At 71.1% G+C, this 13,690-nt stretch carries 15 protein-coding genes; 13 read left to right on the top strand and 2 right to left on the bottom strand.

Annotated features, from left to right (window positions below; translation table 11 throughout):
• The first annotated feature begins 4 nt into the window (after positions 1 to 4).
• Positions 5 to 2,272, top strand: a complete 2,268-nt coding sequence (locus tag ACWEVN_RS11805) for a transglycosylase domain-containing protein (RefSeq protein WP_452051221.1) — start codon at positions 5 to 7, stop codon at positions 2,270 to 2,272.
• Positions 2,273 to 2,335: 63 nt separating this feature from the next.
• Here the strand turns inward: ACWEVN_RS11805 and ACWEVN_RS11800 are convergent, their stop codons facing one another.
• Positions 2,336 to 3,382 carry a Gfo/Idh/MocA family oxidoreductase gene (locus ACWEVN_RS11800; RefSeq protein WP_452051220.1) on the bottom strand — a complete coding sequence of 349 codons (1,047 nt, stop codon included), beginning with the start codon at positions 3,380 to 3,382 and terminating at the stop codon, positions 2,336 to 2,338.
• Between the two features lie 55 nt (positions 3,383 to 3,437).
• On the opposite strand from ACWEVN_RS11800, the gene ACWEVN_RS11795 reads away from it, so the two are divergent.
• Positions 3,438 to 4,496 (top strand): ROK family transcriptional regulator, encoded by a 1,059-nt coding sequence (locus tag ACWEVN_RS11795; RefSeq protein ID WP_452051219.1) that lies wholly within the window; start codon positions 3,438 to 3,440, stop codon positions 4,494 to 4,496.
• Positions 4,497 to 4,544: 48 nt separating this feature from the next.
• Positions 4,545 to 6,095, top strand: a complete 1,551-nt coding sequence (locus ACWEVN_RS11790; RefSeq protein ID WP_452051218.1) for a glycosyltransferase family 87 protein — start codon at positions 4,545 to 4,547, stop codon at positions 6,093 to 6,095.
• On the opposite strand, the gene ACWEVN_RS11785 is transcribed toward ACWEVN_RS11790, so the two are convergent.
• Complete coding sequence (locus ACWEVN_RS11785) at positions 6,092 to 6,865, bottom strand: deoxyribonuclease IV (protein WP_452051217.1); 774 nt, start codon at positions 6,863 to 6,865, stop codon at positions 6,092 to 6,094. The two genes, ACWEVN_RS11790 and ACWEVN_RS11785, sit on opposite strands and share 4 nt — an antisense overlap.
• Before the next feature lie 111 nt (positions 6,866 to 6,976).
• Here ACWEVN_RS11785 and ACWEVN_RS11780 point away from each other — a divergent pair, with 111 nt between their 5' ends.
• The 10 genes from ACWEVN_RS11780 to ACWEVN_RS11735 all read left to right on the top strand — a co-directional run.
• Positions 6,977 to 7,765 (top strand): hypothetical protein, encoded by a 789-nt coding sequence (locus tag ACWEVN_RS11780; protein ID WP_452051233.1) that lies wholly within the window; start codon positions 6,977 to 6,979, stop codon positions 7,763 to 7,765.
• Between the two features lie 182 nt (positions 7,766 to 7,947).
• Positions 7,948 to 8,757, top strand: a complete 810-nt coding sequence (locus tag ACWEVN_RS11775) for a hypothetical protein (RefSeq protein ID WP_449683994.1) — start codon at positions 7,948 to 7,950, stop codon at positions 8,755 to 8,757.
• An 84-nt stretch (positions 8,758 to 8,841) separates the two neighbouring features.
• The gene (locus ACWEVN_RS11770) at positions 8,842 to 9,741 is read left to right on the top strand and encodes a hypothetical protein (RefSeq protein ID WP_449684015.1); all 900 of its coding nucleotides are present in this window, start codon (positions 8,842 to 8,844) and stop codon (positions 9,739 to 9,741) included.
• 114 nt (positions 9,742 to 9,855) lie between these two features.
• Positions 9,856 to 10,182 carry a 30S ribosomal protein S6 gene (gene rpsF, locus ACWEVN_RS11765; RefSeq protein WP_200876551.1) on the top strand — a complete coding sequence of 109 codons (327 nt, stop codon included), beginning with the start codon at positions 9,856 to 9,858 and terminating at the stop codon, positions 10,180 to 10,182.
• A 17-nt stretch (positions 10,183 to 10,199) separates the two neighbouring features.
• Positions 10,200 to 10,712 carry a single-stranded DNA-binding protein gene (locus tag ACWEVN_RS11760; protein WP_449683995.1) on the top strand — a complete coding sequence of 171 codons (513 nt, stop codon included), beginning with the start codon at positions 10,200 to 10,202 and terminating at the stop codon, positions 10,710 to 10,712.
• A gap of 43 nt (positions 10,713 to 10,755) precedes the next feature.
• Positions 10,756 to 11,004 (top strand): 30S ribosomal protein S18, encoded by a 249-nt coding sequence (gene rpsR / locus ACWEVN_RS11755; protein WP_003098744.1) that lies wholly within the window; start codon positions 10,756 to 10,758, stop codon positions 11,002 to 11,004.
• A gap of 14 nt (positions 11,005 to 11,018) precedes the next feature.
• Positions 11,019 to 11,480 (top strand): 50S ribosomal protein L9, encoded by a 462-nt coding sequence (gene rplI / locus ACWEVN_RS11750; RefSeq protein WP_310968405.1) that lies wholly within the window; start codon positions 11,019 to 11,021, stop codon positions 11,478 to 11,480.
• 126 nt (positions 11,481 to 11,606) lie between these two features.
• The gene (locus ACWEVN_RS11745) at positions 11,607 to 11,960 is read left to right on the top strand and encodes a hypothetical protein (RefSeq protein ID WP_310968404.1); all 354 of its coding nucleotides are present in this window, start codon (positions 11,607 to 11,609) and stop codon (positions 11,958 to 11,960) included.
• Complete coding sequence (locus ACWEVN_RS11740) at positions 11,957 to 12,556, top strand: DUF3558 domain-containing protein (protein ID WP_449683997.1); 600 nt, start codon at positions 11,957 to 11,959, stop codon at positions 12,554 to 12,556. Before ACWEVN_RS11745 ends, ACWEVN_RS11740 begins: the two co-directional genes overlap by 4 nt.
• 1 nt (position 12,557) lies before the next feature.
• Positions 12,558 to 13,690 (top strand): hypothetical protein (locus ACWEVN_RS11735; RefSeq protein ID WP_452051216.1); only part of this gene is annotated, 1,133 nt, incomplete at its 3' end.

Here is a 13,690-nt window from a genome sequence, read left to right as displayed (position 1 = left end):
GCCGGTGCCGCGTGGTCGCTACCAGCCACGCCGGCCCCTTCCGCCGCGGCCGGCCGAACCGGACGAGTTCACCGCCGACGTCACCCCGGAACCGGCGCCGGACGCGCGCAAGCGCCGTCGCTGGAAGACGGTCCGCCGGGTGCTGTACGTGCTGTCCGGCCTGTTCTTCCTGGTGCCCGCGGTCGCCTTCGTGATCACGTACTTCTCCGTCGACGTGCCGTCGCCGGACACGGTCGCGCAGTCGCAGGGCCAAGCGGTCACCTACCTCTACGCCGACGGCACCGAAATGGGCAAGGACGTGCCCACCGGCGGGAACCGGCAGATCCTGAGCCCGGCCCAGATCCCGGACGTCGTCAAGAAAGCGGTGATCGCCACCGAGGACGCGTCCTTCGAGACCAACTCCGGCTTCGACCTCTCCGGCATCGCCCGGGCCGCCTACAACCAGGTCACCGGCGGGTCCGGCGGCGGTTCGACGATTTCGCAGCAGTACATCAAGGTTTCGTCCGGCGACGACGCCCCGACGTTGACCCGCAAGTGGGTCGAGCTCGCGAAGTCGTTCAAGATGAACCAGACCTACGAGAAGGCGGACATCATCACCGCCTACCTCAACATCATCTACTTCGGCCGCGGCGCGTACGGTATCCAGTCGGCGGCGCAGGCGTACTTCGGCAAGGACGCCAACCAGCTCGGCTACTCCGAGGCCGCGCTGCTCGCCGGCCTGATCCAGCAGCCGGGCCGGTCGGAGAACGGGACGGTCGCCCGCGACCGGTGGAGCACGGCACTGGACCGCATGCAGCGCAACGGGTACCTCTCCGCCGCCGACCGCAAGGCGGCGAAGTTCCCGACACCGGTCCCGCTCGTCGAATCGCGGCAGGGGACCACGCTGAACCCGTTCGTCAAGAAGCAGGTGAAGGCCGAGCTGGCCGCGGCCGGGATTCCCGAGGAGAAGTACTACTCGGGCGGGTTCCAGGTGTTCACGACGATCGACTCGAAAGCGCAGGAAGCCGCCGAGAAAGCCGTCGCCGAGGGTATGGCCGAGCAGACCGACGACCGCATCCTCGACGCGCTCGTCGCCGTCGACCCCAAGTCCGGCGGCGTGCTCGCCTACTACGGCGGCGCGCCGATCGTGAAGGGCCCGAACGGCGAGGACCAGGCCGGACGCGACTGGGCGGACGAAGCGCACAACCCCGGGTCGTCGATGAAGCCGTTCGACCTCACCGCGTTCCTCAAGGGCGGCCGCGGGCTCAACGCGGTCTTCGACGGCCGCTCGCCGCGGACGTTCCCCGACGTGCCGCTGCCGGTGCGCAACGCCGGCGTCAGCAGCAGCTGCTCCGAGCAGTGCACGGTGGCCGAGGCGATGCAGCGGTCCACCAACACCGTCTTCTACGACATGGTGCTCAACGTGACCAAGCCGGGCGGGGTCGCCGAAGCCGCGCAGGAAGCGGGGATCCGCACGAAGGACACCGGCGGCCGCAGCGTGCTGTTCACCGGCGACAACAACATCTCCATCGGCGGCGGCCAGACCGCGGTCACGCCGGCGGACATGGCCTCGGCGTACGCGACCTTCGCCGCCGGCGGCGTCCAGCACGGCCGCCACTTCGTGCAGAAGGTGACGAACTCCCAGGGCGAAACCGCCTACGAGGCCGACACGCGCGCGACGGACGCGTTCGCCGACAACGACCGCGGCAAGAGCAGGCAGATCGCCGGGAACGTGACCGCCGCGCTGGCGCCGGTGATCCCGTTCTCGCGGCTGACCTGCCCGGCCGGCCACGAGTGCGCGGGCAAGACCGGTACCCAGCAGCACACCCCCGGCGACGACGAACCCGCGTCGGCGGCGAACACGAACTCGCAGACGTGGATGGTGGGCTACACGCCCTCGGTCGCCGCCGCGGTCTGGGTCGGCGGTGACGGCGACAAGGCCCTGCGCGGCCCGGCCGGCCAGCCGCTGACCCCGTCCCTGGTGGCCGGGCCGGTGTGGCAGCGGTTCATGCAGCTCTACCTGTCCGGGAAACCGGGCGAGCGCTTCGACCGCGTCCAGGCGATCACCTCGCCGCAGGACGACCAGCTGCAGTTCCAGCTCGAGCAGCAACAGCAGCAGCAACAGTTCCAGCAGCAACAACAACAGCAGCAGCAGGAGCAGCGCTTCACCATCGGCCGCGGCGGCAACCAGGATCAGCAGCAACAGCAGCAGCAGAACCGCGTGCGGCGCGACGGCCGGGGTCCCGGACGCGGCAACGGGAACGACACCGGCCAGTCGAACTCCGGTCCGTGAGACCGGGGGAGGAGGCCGTGACCTCGGAGCTGGGGGTCACCGGGGTCACGGCCGGTCAGGGGGTCAGAGGTCGACCACGGCGCCTTCGACGCCGGAGCGGTGGGCCGCCTCGATGACGCGCAGGGCCTCGACCGACGAGGCCGGGTCGACCGGGAACTCGCCTTCGCCGCGCAGGGCGTCGCGCACCTGGGCGTAGAACTGCTCGTAGCGGCCGGTCTCGGTGGGCACGGTCTCGATCTCCGGGCCGACGCCGAGCTTCCCGGCGTCCGCCGCGGGCTCGGTGCCCCAGGCCGCGTCGCCGGGACGCAGGCCCGCCTTGATCTGCGGTTCCTGCACGTCGAGGCCGTACTTGGTGAACGTCGCCCGGTCGCCGAGGACGCGGAACCGGGGGTTCAGCGTGGCCGCGAGCGCGGTCGCCCACAGGTGCGAGCGGACGCCGTTCGCGTGGTGCAGCGCGACGAAGACGTCGTCGTCGACCTGGACGCCGGCCCGGCGGCGGTCGACCTCCGCGTAGACGCGGGTGACCGGGCCGAACAGCTGCAGCGCCTGGTCGACGATGTGCGCGCCGAGGTCGTAGAGCAGGCCGCCGGCCTCGGCCGGGTCGCCGAACTCGCGCCAGTTGTCCTTGGGCTTCGGCACCCAGCGGTCGTAGCGGGATTCGAAGCGGAACACCTCGCCGAGACGCCCGGAGTCGAGCACCTTCCGCACGGTGAGGAAGTCGGAGTCGAGGCGCCGGTTCTGGAAGACGGTCAGGCCGACGCCGGCCGCCTTCGCCGCGTCGACGACCTGCTGGGCTTCGGCCGCGGTCGGCGCGAACGGCTTGTCGACGACCACCGGCAGGCCGGCTTCGATCGCCCGCAGCGCGAGCGGCACGTGCGTGCGGTTCGGGGTGCTGACCACGACGAGGTCGAGGTCGCCGGCCCGCTCGAACAGCGCGTCCGCGTCCGGCACGACCTCCGCGCCCGGGTGGTCGGTGCGCGCCTGGGCGGCGTTGCTCGACGTCGTGATCACCGCGGGGGTGAGCCCGGGCGTCGCGGCCACCAGGGGCGCGTGGAAGACGCGGCCCCCGATGCCGTACCCGAGGATGCCCACGCGCAAGTCGTCCGCCATGCCGCCATTAAACAACAGCGTTGCCTAACTGACCAGACGTGCGAAGATCCTGTCCATGGCGGAGACCGGGGTGAACCTGCGCGACGTGCGCGCGCACAACCGCGTCCTGCTGCTCTCGCACATCCTGCGCGCCGGCGGCCTCAGCCGCGTCGAGCTGGCCGAACGCACCGGGCTCACCCAGCAGGCCGTCTCCAAGATCGTCCCCGAACTCCTCGACACCGGCCTGCTGGACGAGCAGCGGCAGCCGTCGGCCGGTGTCGGCAAACCCCGCACGGCCCTGCGCATCCGGGCGGGTGCCCGGCACGCGCTCGGCGCGCGCCTCGACCGCGACGAGTACCACGTGCTGCGCATCAACCTCGTCGGCGAGGTCGAGGAGACGGCGGGCGGCCCGCTGCCGCCCGGCTTCACCCCCGCGCAGGCCGTCGAAGCCATCGGGGCCACCGCGCTCGAACTCGGCGACGGCTTCGACGTGCTCGGCCTCGGCCTCGGCGCGGTCGGCCCGCTGGACCACCGCGCCGGCCTGGTCCGCGCCGCGACCAACATGCCCGGCTGGCACGACGTGCCCCTGCGCGACCTGCTCGAGCAGCGCACCGGGCTGCCGGTGACGCTCGACAAGAACACCAACGCCGCCGCGTTCGCGCGGCTCTGGCCGCACGGCGAGCCGACGGCGACCGCGGTCGTGCTCGTCGGCACCGGCATCGGCGTCGGCCTGCTGATCGACGGGCGGCTCTACCGCGGGCCGCGGACCAACGCGGGTGAGTTCGGGCACACCACGATCGCCTTCGACGGGCCGCGCTGCGCCTGCGGGCGGCGCGGCTGCGTCGAGATCATGGCCAAGCAGGCAGCGGACACCCGGGCCGCCGCGGGCTTCCTCGGCATCGGGCTGGCCGACCTGGTGCAGGTGCTCGACCTGGAGCGGATCGTGCTGGCCGGACGGGCGGTGCGGGACGAGCCGGACGTCCACCGCGAAGCCGTTTCGGCCCGGCTCGCGGAACTGCTGCCCCTGCCGCACTGGCAGCGCATCGAGGTCGTCGAAGACGGCTCCGGCGAGGAGATCGTCACCCGCGGGGCGGCCGCGGAGGTGCTGGCCTCGTACTACGCGAATCCGGCGTGATCACCGGCTTCACCACCGCGCACGTCGATCACCGATACGATCCGCCTCGTGCCAGAGGAGACCACGCGGGAGCCGGAACCCGGTCCGGTGACGCTGACCAGGGCGGAACGGATCGTCCCGAGCTGGAACGAGCCCCTTGCGGCGGCGGTCACCAGACCACTCGGCGGCCCGCTCGGTGAGCACGCGGCGGTCGGCAGGCACTGGTTCTGGTCGCCCCAGCGCGTCGGGCTGCTGCTGGCCACGCTGGCGCTGATGCTCTGCTGGTTCGGCAAGGGCTCCTGCATCCAGCAGTACCAGGACGCGAACGGCAACACCCAGCTCGACTGGCGGGCGGGCCGCCCGTTCGTCGCCATGTGCTACTCCGACATCGTGCCGCTCTACGGCTCCGAGCGGCTCGACCGGCCGGGCACCTTCCCGTACTACACGTCGTGGCAGGAAAGCTCCCAGACCGCCGAGGACAACACCCGGTACATGGAGTACCCGGTGCTCACCGGGCTCTTCCAGTGGGTGAACGCGAAGCTCGCGGCGGGCTGGTACAACGTCGCCGAGTCCGGCTGGCTGCCCGGGGCGCTGCCGGTGGCGATCTACTTCGACATCACCGCGTTGTTCCTCGGGCTCGCCTGGCTCGTCACCGTCTGGGCGACCGGCCGGACGGTGAAACGCCGTCCGTGGGACATGGTCCTGGTCGCGATCTCACCGCTGGTGCTGGTGCACGCCTTCACCAACTTCGACGCCATCGCGACCGCGTTCACCGCGACCGGCCTGCTGGCCTGGGCGCGCCGGCGCCCGGTGCTCGCCGGCGTCCTGCTCGGGCTGGGCGCGACGGCGAAGCTCTACCCGCTCCTCCTGCTCGGCGTGCTGTTCTTCCTGTGCCTGCGCGCGGGCAAGCTGACGCCGTTCTGGAAGACCGCGGGCGCCGCGATCCTGACGTGGCTGGCGGTGAACGTGCCGTTCATCCTCACCGCGACCCGCGGCTGGTGGGAGTTCTTCCGGATGAGCACCCTGCGGCCGATGGACCCGGACTCGCTGTACAACGTCTTCTCGTACACCACCGGCTGGGCCGGGTTCGACGGCGTGCTGCAGAAGAACCAGACGCCGACGTACCTCAACATCACCGTCGCCGTGCTGTTCCTGGCCTGCTGCGCCGGGATCGCCTACCTCGCGCTCGCCGCGCCCCGACGGCCGCGCGTCGGTCAGCTGGCGTTCCTCGTGGTGGCCGCGTTCCTGCTGACGAACAAGGTGTGGAGCCCGCAGTACTCGCTGTGGCTCGTCCCGCTGGCGGTGCTGGCGATCCCGCGCTGGCGGCTGCTGCTCGGCTGGATGCTGCTCGACGCCGTCGTCTGGGTGCCGCGGATGTTCTACTACCTCGGCGTCGACCACAAGGGCCTGCCCGAGGGCTGGTTCCTCGGCACGGTCGTGGTCCGCGACCTCGCCGTGGCCGGGCTGTGCGTCCTGGTGATCCGGGAGATCTACCGCCCGGCGACCGACCTGGTGCGGGCCGACGGCGACGACGACCCGGCCGGCGGCTTCCTCGACGGCGCCCGGGACGTGATCATCCCGAACGCCACCCGGCGCCGCCGGCGGGCCGTGGCCGTCTAACCGAGCTGTTCGCGCAGGTAGGCGATGTCGGTGGCCTGACCGTCGGCCGGCGTCTCGACGATGACCGGGGCACCGGCCGCCCGGGCGACGGCGACCAGCACCTCGGGGTCGATCGTGCCCTCGCCCTCGACGACGTTGGCGTGCCGGTCGCGGGTCGAGCCGAACTCGTCGCGGGAGTTGTTGAGGTGCACCAGGTCGATCCGGCCGGTGATGGCCTTGACCTTCTCGACCGCGGTGGCCAGGTCCCAGCCCGCGGCGAACGCGTGGCAGGTGTCCAGGCAGAACCCGGCGCCGAACTCGCCGACCTTGTCCCACAGGCGAGCGATGACGTCGAGGTCGCGGGTCATCGCGTTCTCGCCGCCGGCGGTGTTCTCGATCAGGATCGGGACCTTGAAGCCGCCCTTTTCCTGCTCGCGCTCGAACAGCTTGCGCCAGTTGTCCAGGCCCGCCTCGACGTCGTCGTTCGCACCGACGTGCCCGCCGTGCACGATCAGGCCCTTCGCGCCGATCGCCGCGGCGCCGTCCGCGTGCTGGGTGACGTTCTTCCGGGACGGGATCCGGATCCGGTTGTTCAGCGAAGCCACGTTGATCAGGTACGGCGAGTGGATGAACACCTCGACCGGGTCGGCCGCGATGGCTTCGCCCTGCGGGTGCGGCTTAGGGGCCTTCCAGCCCTGCGGGTCGGAGAGGAAGAACTGGACGACGTCGGCTTTGCGCTCGGCGACCGCGGTCAACGGGTCGTCGTCACGGACATGGGCGCCAATCAGCATGCCGAGCACGGTACTCCGGACGCCGTTTCCGGCCGGTGGGCCCGGTTGGTGACGCTCGTGGAGTACCGTGAGCGCGTTCCGTGATCCAGATTGGTCCGACTGCCGGAGGGCATGATGGGGAAGCACGTCGCCCGGATCACCGCACTGGGGTTCACGCTGGCGGCGTCGGCCGCGCTGGCGGCGCCGGCCGCCGCGGAAACCAACCCCACCCTCGGCGGGAGCTGCGAGGCCACGCTGCAGCAGGGCGGTTCGCCCGGCCTGACGCTCGACGCCGGCGCCCCGCTGAACGCCCCGAACCAGCTCACCGTCGGCCTCGACTCGAGCTCGCGGAACACGAACGGCTCGGCTCCCCTGCTCACGCTGCCCCTCGGCGACACGGTGAAGGCGCTCGGCATCGGCCGGGTACCGCTGGTCGGCGACGCGGCGGCGAAGGGCGTCTGCCCGGCCGCGCAGGGCACGGTCAACACGGTCGGCGGCCTGACGCAGGGCGTGGCCGCGCAGCTGCCGCCGCTGCCCCTGCCGCCGGCGCCGGGCCCGAACCCGCCGCAGCCCGCGCCACCCGGCCCGACACCGCCGAGCCCGGCGCCGAACCCGCCCGGTTCCAGCACCGGCCCGGTCGTGACCGGCCCGGGGAACGCGGGCCTGCCGGGTGACGCGATCTCGGGCATCTACACCAACGCCGCGCTGCTGCCGGGCAGCCTGGTCCAGGCCCCGGTGATCGCGCAGATCATCCCCGGCCAGCAGGTGCCGCCGACCGTCGACGCCCAGAAGTCGGGCACCGCGGAGGCCCTGCCCGGTGTCACACCGCCGGCGAAGCTGCCGATGCTGCTCGCGGTGCTGGCGCTGGCGATCGTCGCGGCCGCGCTGGTCCGCGCCTGGATCCGCCGCAGCCCCGCCTGACGCACGGTCACGGCCGCTTCCACCCGAATGCCGGACATTTTTGAGCGAGCGGGCGTCACCGAGCTGCCTTAGCGTCGTTGTACTGGGAAGTAGGCGACGACACCAGGGCGGCGAGCATGCAGGATCGAACACGGAGGGCAACAGCAGTCGGTGCGGCGGCGGTCGTCCTCGCGGGTTCCGCCGTGCTCGGCCTGCCCGGCACCGCCTCGGCGGACACGGTGAAGGCGAACTGCGGCGACACGGTAACCGTGAAGCCCGGCGACCTGATTTCCACTCCGCTCGGCATCAAGTCGGTCACGGACATCCTCGGCGGATTGCTCGGCAGTCTCTGCAAGATCACGGTCAAAGTCGTGGACACAGTCGTCTCACCGGTCCCGGTAGTCGGCCCTCCCGCGGCGAGTGCCCTGAACAACACCGTCGCCGGCACCACGAACGGAATCAACCAGGCCGCCGGCGATGTCGGTAAGGCGCTCGACGGTGGCAGCAAGCAGTCGTCGCCGCAGCCCGGCACAGGCGGAAACCCGCAACAGCAGCCGCCGGCCCAGGGTGGCACCGGGGGCGCGCCGCAAGGCGGCACCCCGCAGGGCACCACGCCGATCCCGGACGCCAACAGCCCGCTCCTGCCCGGCTTCGCCAGCACCCCGGTGTTCGGCGGTTTCCCGTTCACCCTCGGCACGGGTTACGCCCCGATGCGCGACTACAGCGGCATCCCGTTCGCGACGGCCGGGCTGTTCACGCCGTCCCCGGCGATCCGGTACGGCAGCCAGATCCCCGGTTACGCGCCGCAGTACGGCCTCACCGGTCCGGACGGCGCGGCGGAGGGCAATTCCGGTGTCCAGACCGCGGGCCAAGCGGAAGCGCTACCCTCGGCATCGGACGGATTCACGAACGGGTCGAATCTGCCCTTGTTGATCGCGGTTTTGGCACTCTCCGGAGTCAGCGCGGGCCTCGTCCGCACCTGGGTGCTCCGCCGAATGGCCGCTGCGAATTGAGCCGACTGCCGAGTATCTTTCACGTATCTCGGTCGTTCATCCTGATGTTGTGTGCAACGACGCCCCCGTGATTTCCCTGGAGGACTGCTCGTGCGGAAGAGCTTGACCGTCACCGCCATCGCCGCGTTCATCGTCGGCGGCGCGTTCCTCTCCACGGGCACGGCCTCCGCCGCGACGACCCTCGCGGGCACCTGCACAGGTTCGGTGAATGGCAGCATGGGCGACACCGTGGCGGTCACCGGCGCTTCGGTGAAGGAACTGGTCCGCAAGGGCGCGCAGGACTACGTCAACTCGCACCTCTGGACCCTCGCGACGGTGTGGCCGAACTCCATCGCCGACACCATCGGCGGCAAGGGCGCACTGGAGGTCGGCCAGGTGCCGAACGCGGCGGGCGGCACCATCGCGGGGTCCGCGATCGGCAGCACGGTGGCGACCGCCCTCAAGGGCGCCGACCACCTCGGCGTGCTGGACGGCACCAAGGCCGAGGTGCTCGCCGCGATCTCCTCGACCGTCGCGAAGAGCTGCGGCCTGACCACGATCGCCACGAACTACGTCGCGCCGGGCGCCCAGGGCACGAGCGGCACCGGCGGCACGCAGGGCCGCGCCGACACCGCTCCCGGCGGCGCGTCCGGCAACCTCTCGAACCTGAACCCGGGCACCGCCGGCGGCACGGGCGGCAGCGCCCCGATGCGCGACTACAGCGGCATCCCCACGGCGACCGCCGGTACGGCCGTCGCCCCCGGGGTGCGCTACCCCGCGAACGGCACCCTGCCCGGTGATGCCTCCGCCCCGCAGGCGGGTCAGGGCGACCAGAGCGGCCAGAGCGGTCAGGGCGCGGACATCCGCGACGCCGGCAACGCGCAGTCGCTGGCCTCGAACAGCGCGTCGAACGACGTGCAGCTGCCCATGCTGATCGCGGTGATCGTGCTCGCCGGGGTGACCGCCGGACTGGTCCGCACCTGGGTGCTGCGCCGGGCCGCCTGACCCCCCGAGAAGACCCACTGTCCGGTCCTGCCGGTACCCCCAGGTAGCCTTACCTGGACAAACCCTCCTGCCACGGACAGCCCGTGGCCGCGAGCCCATAGGAGGTGAGTGGTTGTGTCACGCCATTACGAGGTAATGGTCATCCTGGACCCCACGCTCGACGAGCGCACGGTCGCCCCCACGCTGGACAACTTCCTCAACGTGATCCGCACTTCGGGCGGTTCCGTGGAGAAGGTCGACGTCTGGGGCCGTCGTCGCCTCTCGTACGAGATCAAGAAGCACGCCGAGGGCATCTACGCCCTGCTGGACCTGAACTCCTCGGCCGACGCGGTCAAGGAGCTCGACCGGCAGCTGTCGCTGCAGGAGACCGTGCTCCGCACCAAGGTCATGCGTCGCGAGGTCAAGCGCGCCGCGGCCAAGCCCGCTGCCGCCAAGGCCTGAGCCCGAGGGGAACCCCGATGGCTGGAGACACCGTCATCACGGTGGTCGGCAACCTGACGTCCGACCCGGAGCTGCGCTTCACCCCGTCCGGTGCGGCGGTCGCGAACTTCACCGTCGCGTCCACCCCGCGCACCCTCGACCGGCAGTCCGGCGAGTGGAAGGACGGCGAGGCCCTCTTCCTGCGCTGCAACATCTGGCGGCAGGCGGCGGAGAACGTCGCCGAGTCCCTGACCCGCGGCGCCCGCGTCGTCGTGCAGGGCCGCCTCAAGCAGCGGTCGTTCGAGACGAAGGAAGGCGAGAAGCGGACCGTCGTCGAGCTCGAGGTCGACGAGATCGGCCCCTCGCTGCGCTACGCCACGGCCAAGGTCAACAAGGTCAGCCGCGGTGGCGGCGGTGACTTCGGCGGCGGCGGTGGCGGCGGTGGGAACCGCGGCGGCGGTGGCGGCATGCCGGCCGACGACCCGTGGGGTTCCGCCCCGGCCGCGAGCAGCGGCGGTGGCGGCGGCTTCTCGGACGAGCCCCCCTTCTGATCTCGTACACATCCACAAAGATTTGAATTACCAGGAGTAGACAGTGGCCAAGCCACCCATCCGCAAGCCCAAGAAGAAGGTCTGCGTGTTCTGCAAGGCCGAGAAGAAGGGCCGCCCGGAACTGATCGACTACAAGGACACCAACCTGCTGCGGAAGTACATCTCCGACCGCGGCAAGATCCGTGCCCGTCGCGTCACCGGCAACTGCAGCCAGCACCAGCGTGACATCGCCATCGCGGTCAAGAACTCCCGCGAGATGGCGCTGCTGCCCTACACCTCGACCGCGCGCTAAGGGAGGGCACCGAAATGGCGAAGATCATCCTCACCACGGACGTGGCCAACCTGGGCGGCCCCGGCGACATCGTCGAGGTCAAGGACGGCTACGCGCGCAACTACCTGCTCCCGCGGGGCTACGCGATCGTGGCCTCCAAGGGCGCGGAGAAGAACGTCCGCACGATCCAGCGCGCGCAGGAGAGCCGTCGCATCCGCGACCTCGACCACGCCAAGGAGATCAAGGCGACGCTGGAGGGCCTCGGCGCCATCCAGCTGACCGGCAAGGCGGCCGCGGGCTCGAAGAAGCTCTTCGGTTCGATCACCGCCGGCGAGATCGTCGACGCGATCAAGGCGGCGGGTGGCCCGCTGCTCGACAAGCGCGTCATCGAGCTGCGCGACCACATCAAGACCGTGGGCAAGCACTCGGTCGGCGCCCGGCTGCACCCGGACGTCAAGGTCGACGTGCGGCTCGAGGTCAAGGCCGTCGCGCAGTAAGGCAGTACGTCGTGAGAAGGCGGGTCACCCCTGGTGGGTGGCCCGCCTTCACGCTTTCCGGGGAACCTCGGACACCGCGGCGGCGTCGGAGGAGAATGGGCGAGGACGCGAAGGGGATGGGATCGCATGGCTAACGAGGTCAACATGTCCGCGCCGGCCGGTGGCGGCGGCTTCACGTTCGACGCCGACAAGATCGACGGCGTCATCAAGAAGTGGCAGGACCTGCAGGCCGACCTGAAGCGCGACTACGCCGACGCCAACCTGATGGCGAACGTGAAGGCGCCCGGCAAGGAGTTCGCGAGCGGCGACTGGGAGAAGCTCGCGAACCCGTCCGGCAAGGCGTTCCTCGAGCAGAACCAGAAGATGCAGGACTACGTCAAGAACTACATCGAGGCGCTGACCGCCGCGAAGCAGAAGATCACCACCAAGGAGTCGGACGCCTACACCGACCTTTCGAAGCAGGGGAACCAGGCCACGTGAACCGACGACTTCTCGCCGTTCCGGCGCTGGCCTGCGCCGTGCTCGCGCTCGCCGGCTGCGGCGGCAAGACCCGCGGCACCGCCAACCCGGCGCCGTCGACGGCCGAATCGGGCAGCGAGACCACCCGGTCCACCGCCGACACCGCGCCGAGGGTGCCGAGCCCGTTGGACACCGCGTCGATCACCTCGGACGCCTGCGCGACGATGAACGCGTCCGGGCGCTCCTCGCTCGGCCTCGGCGAGGGCCAGTCGCGGTCCACGGGCAACGGCCCGAGCTGCACGTTCCAGGAAGCCGCCGACCCGGGCAACCAGATCGACGTGACCACGGTGACGGCGAACAAGAACGGCCTGCAGGACGTCTACGACACCAAGGCGAACGACGCCTACTGGGGCGAAACCCAGGCCTACGGCTACCCGGGCGTCTACGCCGCCGCGGTGGACGACCGCAAGAGCGGCAAGTGCGGCCTGTTCGTCGCGGTGACCGACCAGCTCGTGGTCAACATCCTGGTCCAGTACGACAACGGCGCCGGCGCCTCGGACCCGTGCTCCGTGGCGATGAAGTTCGGCGAGTCGATGATCCGCACCCTGGGAGGCTGAGATGCTGGAGCTGGTGCTCCTGGGCGGTTTCGCCGCCTACAACATGGCGACGACGCATTCGGACGACCACACGTCGGTGCAGGGCGACCGCAAGATCGACTGCTACGACATCTGGGAGAAGATCACCACCGGTCCCGGAGCAGGCTCGATCGAGAACGGGCAGTCCGCGGCGAGCCGGCTGAAGGGCGCTTACGCCGAACGCCTCGGCACGATCGATGCCCTCTCCAAGGAGATGGACGCGGCCTGGACCGGCGGCGGTGCCGAAGCGGCGCAGCAGGCCGGCGCCCACCCGCTGCGGGTGTGGATGGAGGACTCCGGCACCAAGCTCACCGACTCCGACAAGTACCTCGGCGAGCAGCACAACGCCTTCACCACGGTGCACGCGCAGGTGCAGCAGGTGCCGAAGGACCCGCCGAAGAACAACCTGCTCAACGCGATGACGCCGTGGACGACCGACACCGACCGGGCGATCCGCGACTACAACTCCAAGGGCCAGGCCAACGTCGACGCCTTCAACACCTACTACAAGGCGAGCAACGACAACGGCCAGAAGATGCCGACGTACTCCGCGCTGAAGGGCCAGCAGGAGAACGTCAACGTCGACGGCGGCCAGAACGGCAAGAAGAAGCCGGGCGACGACGGCCGCGGCAACGGGAACACCGGCACCGGGAACCCCAACGGCACCGGCTCGGTCCCCGGGGTGAACATGCCGGGCCCCGGCAGCGTCCCGTCCTTCCCCGGCCAGCCGAACACCCCGGGCGGCAGCTTCGACCCGGGCAAGGTGCCGGGCTTCGACCCGGCGAAGCCGCCGAACTTCGACCCCTCGCAGATCCCGGGCGGGACCTACGACCCGTCCAAGATCCCCGGCGCGGGCACCTACACCCCGCCGAACTTCGGCGACGGCACGCACTCGTCGGGGTTCACCCCGCCGAAGATCCCCGGGGCCGGCGGGTTCGGCCCCGGCGGGGGCGCGGGCGGCGCGGGCGACTTCTCCATCCCGGGTGGCGGCTTCGGGCCCGGAGGCTCGGGCGGGATCGGCGACCCGTCGGCGGGCTTCGGGCCGGGCGGCGTGGGCTTCGGGCCCGGCGGCTCGACCGGGGCCATGCCCGGTGGCGCGGACGCGGCCGGCGCCGG

The organism is Amycolatopsis sp. NPDC003861 (assembly GCF_053605405.1).
Note: the sequence above shows the minus strand (reverse complement) of the source record. Positions and strands in the feature narration are given on the sequence as shown.

Coding starts and splice junctions, on each gene's coding strand:
- ACWEVN_RS11800 (WP_452051220.1), bottom strand. CDS start 3,382: ATGGCGGACGACTTGCGCGTGGGCATCCTCGGGTACGGCATCGGGGGC.
- ACWEVN_RS11795 (WP_452051219.1), top strand. CDS start 3,438: ATGGCGGAGACCGGGGTGAACCTGCGCGACGTGCGCGCGCACAACCGC.
- ACWEVN_RS11785 (WP_452051217.1), bottom strand. CDS start 6,865: ATGCTGATTGGCGCCCATGTCCGTGACGACGACCCGTTGACCGCGGTC.
- ACWEVN_RS11780 (WP_452051233.1), top strand. CDS start 6,977: ATGATGGGGAAGCACGTCGCCCGGATCACCGCACTGGGGTTCACGCTG.
- ACWEVN_RS11760 (WP_449683995.1), top strand. CDS start 10,200: ATGGCTGGAGACACCGTCATCACGGTGGTCGGCAACCTGACGTCCGAC.
- rplI (WP_310968405.1), top strand. CDS start 11,019: ATGGCGAAGATCATCCTCACCACGGACGTGGCCAACCTGGGCGGCCCC.
- ACWEVN_RS11745 (WP_310968404.1), top strand. CDS start 11,607: ATGGCTAACGAGGTCAACATGTCCGCGCCGGCCGGTGGCGGCGGCTTC.